Below are 6,615 nucleotides of genomic sequence, written 5' to 3'. Positions count from 1 at the left end.
ATCTCCGTTCATAATGGCTTTTTTAACGGCTTTACTCGAAACCTCTTTAATCCATTGGTCGGTTTGTTTCGTATGCACATTGTTCAGCCATTTTGAAAAAGCAAAACCGGATAAATGTTGCTTCGTTTCTTTGTAGTGATCTTGTGCCGTTTCGAGGTAGAGGTTGTAGACATATCGACAAACCCCGATTGTTTGATTGGCTTTTTGTTGTTGGGAAGTGGTGAAATGAACTTCAGTTTTATATGCCTTTTTCAAAACAAGCATCCCCTTTTATGTTCTTCCAATGACAGTTCCAGTTCCAACTCCATCAACAATCTTTACCTTATTAAACGCACAGATAACCGTTGAATAACTTCTGAACTAATAGATCTATCACTCTATTTTTATACAATTTCCAATATTTTTTATAACAGTAGTCAACTCCTCAGGCTTGAGAATCGAAAGTCCTTTGTTCTTTAGATTCTAGTCTTCCGTTAATTTCCGGTTTCGAGTAATTGAGCGCTTCAAGGCGTGGCCGAACCATGTCCAGCGACAGATTCACAAACTGAAGTGACTGGTAGGTCAGCTTCTGATTAAGTTCATTTTGTCCTTTCAAGTCATGAATCGCATGCAGGAGACGGTCCCTCTCCTCCTCAAGATTTTTCTTGTCCGTTTCCGGTGCAGCGTCCAGTAAATCTGCGATAGTCGGATTCATCGGTACCGATCGTCCTTGATCAGCTAAGTATTGTGCTACGTCACGTCGCCTCTGGCTGTCTAGCTGTACGATTGCTGCCAAATGGGCTTGCTCGTCTTTCAGCAGTTGGTCAAGTAGTTCCAGGTCCCCACTTTTGATAAAGTTGGTTTTGTCGTACGCTAGTCGTAGCAGACTTCTATGAAGTTTTTCCAGGCTGCCAAGTGTCGCCAAAATGGTCGCGATAGACATTTTTTCCCCTACTTTCATTCGTTACGTTTTTACGGTTTAAAGTACTTGATCAAGTTGGCAGCGAGCTGTTCGGCATCCACTTCATAATTTCCAGCTTGGACTTGCGCTTTCAACTGTTGCACACGTTCATTGCGTTCGACAGTGAATGAGGACGTTTTCGAAAGTTCTTTCGCTTCGGATGAAATTTCGAGTTTGTCAGTTTTCATTTTCGCTTTGTATTCTGTCTGTTCCGCTTTGAGTTGATTTGCTTTATAAGGATTGATGGCAGGGAGATTGAACTTTTGAATTTTCATTTGGCCCGCTCCTTTCATTACTGTTTAGATAGTCCAACTACAGCGCCTATTAGGGCTGACTAAGAGGCTTCCACTTTAAATTTATTGCTCTTCTATCCTTATTTCGGCATAAATTCATGAACGTTTAGGGTCTTTTGCAAAGAAAAGCGCAAGGTGCCGTTTAGACGCGACAGGCATAAGTCAATCCAGCGACGTGGCGCTCTTTGCCACATAGCTGGATTGGCTTATGACCCTAGCGGCTGGCGCCTGGAGCTAGACAATAAGAAAATCGCAAGGCGCCGTTTAGACGTGACAGGCATAAGTGAAAAAGGTAGGCAGTCTAAGATCGCGACGTCCTGTCGCATCAACTGCATACCTGCCTCCTTGCAGGCACGAAGTGGCGCCCTTTGCCACATAGCTGGATTGCTTATGACCCTAGCGGCTGGCGCCTGGAGCTAGACAAAATAAGAAAAAAACGGCCAGTCCGCAAACTGCCGATTTCGTTCTTATTTCAGCCCGCGATGCGCAAGGTACGTCTTTCGGTCATTCTCTACGACCACTTCCCTGAATTCCTCCGCCGCCTCAAACGTTCTAAGTTCATTACTAATGTCTGCTGAACAGCCAGCACACAATTTCCCTTCGTTCGTCAGTTTACCGCAATTGTCACACGGATAACCGAGATTTGGGAATACCGCCGGGTGGAGCCGACCTTTCCTTACCCATTGATAAAGCAAGGACGTAGACACACCTGTCACTTCGACGATCCGTTCAACTGTCGCTGCCCGATTTTCACGCCGTCTCAAGAAACGGTAGACTTCCTCATACATTTCATCTTCACCCATGGCGCACTTTGCACACACTTCGCGCATGCCTGTATAGTTGAAAAAACCGCCGCATGTTGGGCAATCTCGTAAATCTGCCATTTTGCGCATCTCCTATCGTTTATCGTTCAGCTCGAATCAGTGTAACAGCTTCGACACGTGTTGCACCTGCCTCTTTTAAGACTGTTGCCGCATGACGCAGCGTAGTACCAGTTGTATAGATATCATCTACTAGTATATACGTGCCAGGTTGGATTTCCGTACCCGGTTTCACCTTGAATAAAGAATCCATCGCAAGACGCTCCGCTCTCGATTTCTCGCCCATTGCTTCAGTTCCTGTTTTTTCAAGTATATGCGCAAACGGAATACGTGTACTTTTCAACAGTTCATCGACATGAGCGAATGTCCGCTGAATCCTTTTTTCCGGATGCATCGGGATTGGAACAATTGTTGCGTTTCCTTTTAAATGGACACGTAGTTCATTCGCGAAGACACTTGCTAATGCGACGTCTTGGAGGAATTTGTATTGGTGCAGGTATTCCCGCATTGCTTCGTTGTATGTGTATAGTGAAGTAATTTGATCTAAAAAAGGATCTCTTTCTTTTATGTCGGCACGTTGGAACTCTTTTGAACAGTCTTGGCAAATTTCTGTTTGTTTTTCGAGTGCGAGCAGCGCTTTCCAGGACGGTATTTGTGCAATCGGCGTTTCGCATAGGAGGCAGCTATTCATGTGCGGACACTTCCTTTATTCAACTGGGTGATTTCCTTCTTCGCTTCGTCCATTGCATACGTGATGCCGTGGTGAAAAAGGACAAATTCGCCAGTTGGATATTGAGAGGAACGTCCGACACGGCCGCCAATTTGAATAAGCGCACCCTTGTTAAATATGAGCTGTTCGGCTCCGACAACTGCAACTTGGACATTTTGGATTGTGATGCCGCGTTCCAGGATTGTTGTTGTTAGAAGCCCAGGTACTTCTTTATCACGCAGCGCTTGGACATGCTCTTTTCGATTTGGATGCGAAGCATGGACGGCGTGAATACGTGCGTCTAGCTGTTGGAATAACGGTTCCGCTTGCTCCATGAGTCCTATGTGATGGAAGAAGATGAGGAACGGTTCTTGTCGTTTAAGCCGGTCAGTTGTCCAGTTGGCGAGTTTCTTGGGTAATTTGCCTTTTTGGATTTGTTTCGTGTAATTCCATAATGTGTCACACCGTGGAACTGGTAATGGATGTCCGTGGTATCGGCGGTCGATGGTTGACACTTGTCCTGTTCGTTTGATATCAGCTAGGAGTTTGTCTGATGGTGTGGCTGTGACGAAATGGACGGGTGCTCCCGGTTTCGCTGCTTTACGAACCGCTCGTCTCAATGTTTCTTCAGCTGTGTAAGGGAAGGCATCTGCTTCATCGACGAAAATGGCATCGAAGGCGTGACGGAACCGGTATAACTGATGGGTCGTTGCGAGAATGAGTTGGGGTGCGGATTCAGTTGTTGACTTCGAGCCGCCGTATAACGCTTCGATTGCTGTCTGCGGAAATGCTGCGCGCAGACGTGGTTCGAGTTCGAGAATGACGTCGACACGTGGCGCTGCGATGCAAACCCTTTTTCCTTCCGTCAGCAGTTTATGGATAGGTTCGAATAGGATTTCTGTTTTTCCAGAACCACAGACGGCATGGATAAGATGCGGGATTCGTTTTGTAGTACTGATTGTCAGTTCGTCTGATGCTTGTTGCTGGCGCGGTGTCAATTTACCTTGCCAAGCAATTATTTGGTCTGTCGGAAAGGTCGGTGGTTCTGCGTTCCAGATGATTAGTTCCGTGCATGTTGACACACGCCCCATTTTTAGGCAGTGCCTGCAATAGGTGCAAGGGGCTTCGCATTTTGCGCAGTCGAATGTTGTGAAGCGGGACTGCGTGTCGTTTTCACATCGGTTGCAGAAGTGCTTGGTTTGACTGGAAAATGCATTGGTTGATTGGATGCCTTGAATGGTTTTAATATGCCCGGAAGCGATGTGAACGTCGATTGTTTCAGCTGGAAAAGGGGTGTGCAGGCGGAGCCAAATACGGCCAGCCAGGAAGTCCCTAACTGACGGATCGAATGGTATGGTCATTTGTAACACCTCCTGGCCTGCTGGACGCAGGTTATGCAGCGGAGAGGAATTGAACATCATTCCTCTTTATTGCGACAGGACGTAGCGAACTTAGGCTGCGTTCCTTTTTTAGTTACTTCTTCGTTTGACCCATCCAAGTCCCATCGATGCTTCCCCTAAATGTGTGCCGATGACTGGTCCAAAGTGACTGATGGTGAATTTGACGTCTGGCAACTGTGCGGAAAGTGCCTCGTGCCATACTTCGGCATCTTCTGGTCGGTTAGCGTGAATGATGACCGCCTCGAGTGGCATTTGCGCTGCGTCCTCCGCTAGCAGGTCCACAATCCGTTTCATGGCTTTTTTGCGTGTGCGTATTTTTTCAAACGGGACGATTACTTTTTCTTGGAAATGTAGAATTGGTTTTACTTGAAGAAGTCCGCCAATTAGCGCTTGTGCGGCAGAAAGTCTGCCGCCCCGTTGCAAATGTGTAAGGTCGTCTACCATGAAATAAGCGCGCATGGTCTTTTTCATGTCATCAAGCTCTGTCATGATTACGTCTAGAGTCGCTCCTTCTTTGGCAAGTTCTGCCGCGCGGAGTACGTAAAACCCTTGTAAATAACATGAAATTTCGGAGTCAAATGGATATACTTCGATGCCTTCCACCATTTTGCCGGCTTGTTCAGCACCTGCATATGTGCCGCTTATACCGCTCGACAAATGGATAGAAATGACTGCGTCGTATGTGTCTGTTAACGACTCGAACAGTTCAATGAATTTACCAATTGGTGGCTGTGATGTCTTTGGTAACGGTCCATCACCACGTACATTATCGTAAAAATCGGTTGAACGAATATCAATTTCTTCATCATACATAACGCCGTTAAGTGCCACTGCTAGTGGAATCATATGAATATCCAATTCTTCCATTAAAGCGACTGGTAAATAAGCCGTGCTATCCGTAACAATTGCTATTTTCAATGTCAGATCAGCTCCTCCCCCCATTCTACCTAAATCGAAGTGAAATGGGAATGTGTAAATGAACTGACTCCGAAAAAGCAAAAATCGTCCACCCCATTACAATAGGAATAGACGATACTCTTTTAGTGCCGCAAACTTTGTGTCCAACGATGTGCTTCTAACGTACACCTGCTGAGTTCAGCTTGTGTTATTCCCATTTCGGTAACCAGTTGCTCGATACGTTGCCAGTCAAAGCATTCAACGGCTTCGGCAAGTTGAAGGTATGGGGTGATTTCTGTCCGCTTCCCTCTAACTGTAAGCGCCACTTCGTCAGATAATGGAATGAGTTGTAAGATTGCATCCCAGTCCCGCTTCATAATGACGTCAATCAGTGAAAACATGCCCGCAAAGAAATACTCTTCGGGTTTTTTCTTGCCGTCATGTTTCGCGAGGAGTTCACACATTTTGGCCCGTGTTAACGAGTAGTCAGCAAGTGCTTGTGTACGACCATTTCCCGGCCCTTCCCCTATCTCACGCAAAGCAAGGACTTGTATCCATCTCTTGGTTTCACGCAGGCCAATTAGAACAATGGCTTGTTTGATGGAACTAATCCGTTTTGGCACCCCGAATGCCAGGGTATTAATCAGCCTCAGCAATTTATAGGACAGTGAGATGTCGTGCATGATGAGCTCCGTGACTTCATCGATATTTGGGGGTTCTGTATGAAGACGCTCGATAATTTGAAAATGAAGACTAACATTCGATGGGATTTCGATTCCCGTGACAATTTCCGGTTTGGAGAAGAAATAACCTTGAAATAATTTGTAGCCAGATGCTATCGCCGCCTTGAATTGTTCTTCTGTTTCAATTTTTTCTGCAAGCATCACGATAGCGGGGTACTGTTTGGCAAATTTCTCAATTTCTAAACGCTCCGCTGGCGTTGTATCTAAGTAATCAACCTTGATGAAATCAACAATTTTGAACAGATCACTATGTACGCTGTATTGTTCCTGCAAGATAAAATCATCTAATGCTATTTTAAAGCCCATCCCTTTCAACAGCCGCAATTTAGTCAGGAGTGAGGGGGTAATCTCAACGTTTTCCAACACTTCAATGACGACTTTTTCAGGGTCAAGGTTTGCAAAAATGTCTTGGGTAAGTAATTCGCCTGTAAAATTGATAAATGATATAGTATTCCCCACTACCTTCTCGCTTCCTATTGTTAGGAAAGTATTAACGAGTAAGCCAATTGTCGCTTGTTCAGGGTTCACGTTCGGGAAAAAGTTCTTATGGCTGTTTCTATATAACAATTCATAGCCATAGATGTCGCCATTTCGGTCCAATATTGGCTGTCTGCCAACGAATATATTTGTATCGTTCATTCATACGCACCTCATTTCTTGTAGTATAGCAAAAAAACGATATTTTACCACTATAATTAATAAAAGATACTATATGAATCAATTTCATATCTTTGAGCCCTTGCGGCTCTAAGTATAAAACGGCAAGAAAATAGAGCACCTCCCCAAATCCTGTATAATGAGAGTTCTGACAC

At 45.2% G+C, this 6,615-nt stretch carries 8 protein-coding genes; all 8 read right to left on the bottom strand.

From position 1 onward, the window contains the following. A partial coding sequence (locus tag I2483_RS18875; protein WP_207278606.1) for a helix-turn-helix domain-containing protein occupies positions 1-255 on the bottom strand: 255 nt, incomplete at its 3' end. A 169-nt stretch (positions 256-424) separates the two neighbouring features. Beyond that, positions 425-922 (bottom strand): flagellar protein FlgN, encoded by a 498-nt coding sequence (locus I2483_RS18870; protein WP_207278605.1) that lies wholly within the window; start codon positions 920-922, stop codon positions 425-427. Between the two features lie 29 nt (positions 923-951). Then, positions 952-1,215, bottom strand: a complete 264-nt coding sequence (flgM, locus tag I2483_RS18865) for a flagellar biosynthesis anti-sigma factor FlgM (RefSeq protein ID WP_207278604.1) — start codon at positions 1,213-1,215, stop codon at positions 952-954. A 485-nt stretch (positions 1,216-1,700) separates the two neighbouring features. Next, positions 1,701-2,117, bottom strand: a complete 417-nt coding sequence (locus tag I2483_RS18860; protein ID WP_207278603.1) for a TIGR03826 family flagellar region protein — start codon at positions 2,115-2,117, stop codon at positions 1,701-1,703. Positions 2,118-2,136: 19 nt separating this feature from the next. After that, the gene (locus I2483_RS18855; protein WP_207278602.1) at positions 2,137-2,745 is read right to left on the bottom strand and encodes a ComF family protein; all 609 of its coding nucleotides are present in this window, start codon (positions 2,743-2,745) and stop codon (positions 2,137-2,139) included. Continuing rightward, positions 2,742-4,124 (bottom strand): ATP-dependent helicase ComFA, encoded by a 1,383-nt coding sequence (locus I2483_RS18850; protein ID WP_207278601.1) that lies wholly within the window; start codon positions 4,122-4,124, stop codon positions 2,742-2,744. Before I2483_RS18850 ends, I2483_RS18855 begins: the two co-directional genes overlap by 4 nt. A 108-nt stretch (positions 4,125-4,232) precedes the next feature. Next, complete coding sequence (locus I2483_RS18845; RefSeq protein WP_207278607.1) at positions 4,233-5,081, bottom strand: DegV family protein; 849 nt, start codon at positions 5,079-5,081, stop codon at positions 4,233-4,235. 122 nt (positions 5,082-5,203) lie between these two features. Then, the gene (locus I2483_RS18840) at positions 5,204-6,442 is read right to left on the bottom strand and encodes an EAL and HDOD domain-containing protein (RefSeq protein ID WP_207278600.1); all 1,239 of its coding nucleotides are present in this window, start codon (positions 6,440-6,442) and stop codon (positions 5,204-5,206) included. Positions 6,443-6,615 lie beyond the last annotated feature (173 nt).

The organism is Sporosarcina sp. E16_3 (assembly GCF_017347125.1).
Classification (GTDB): Bacteria; Bacillota; Bacilli; order Bacillales_A; family Planococcaceae; genus Sporosarcina.
The sequence above is the reverse complement of the archived record's forward strand: the minus strand, read 5'-3'. Positions and strand labels throughout refer to the sequence as shown.

What these genes read in the sequence shown, in the direction of transcription:
- I2483_RS18870 (WP_207278605.1), bottom strand. Translation starts at nt 922, where the DNA reads ATGTCTATCGCGACCATTTTGGCGACACTTGGCAGCCTGGAAAAACTT.
- flgM (WP_207278604.1), bottom strand. Translation starts at nt 1,215, where the DNA reads ATGAAAATTCAAAAGTTCAATCTCCCTGCCATCAATCCTTATAAAGCA.
- I2483_RS18860 (WP_207278603.1), bottom strand. Translation starts at nt 2,117, where the DNA reads ATGGCAGATTTACGAGATTGCCCAACATGCGGCGGTTTTTTCAACTAT.
- I2483_RS18850 (WP_207278601.1), bottom strand. Translation starts at nt 4,124, where the DNA reads ATGACCATACCATTCGATCCGTCAGTTAGGGACTTCCTGGCTGGCCGT.
- I2483_RS18840 (WP_207278600.1), bottom strand. Translation starts at nt 6,442, where the DNA reads ATGAACGATACAAATATATTCGTTGGCAGACAGCCAATATTGGACCGA.
- I2483_RS18855 (WP_207278602.1), bottom strand. Translation starts at nt 2,745, where the DNA reads ATGAATAGCTGCCTCCTATGCGAAACGCCGATTGCACAAATACCGTCC.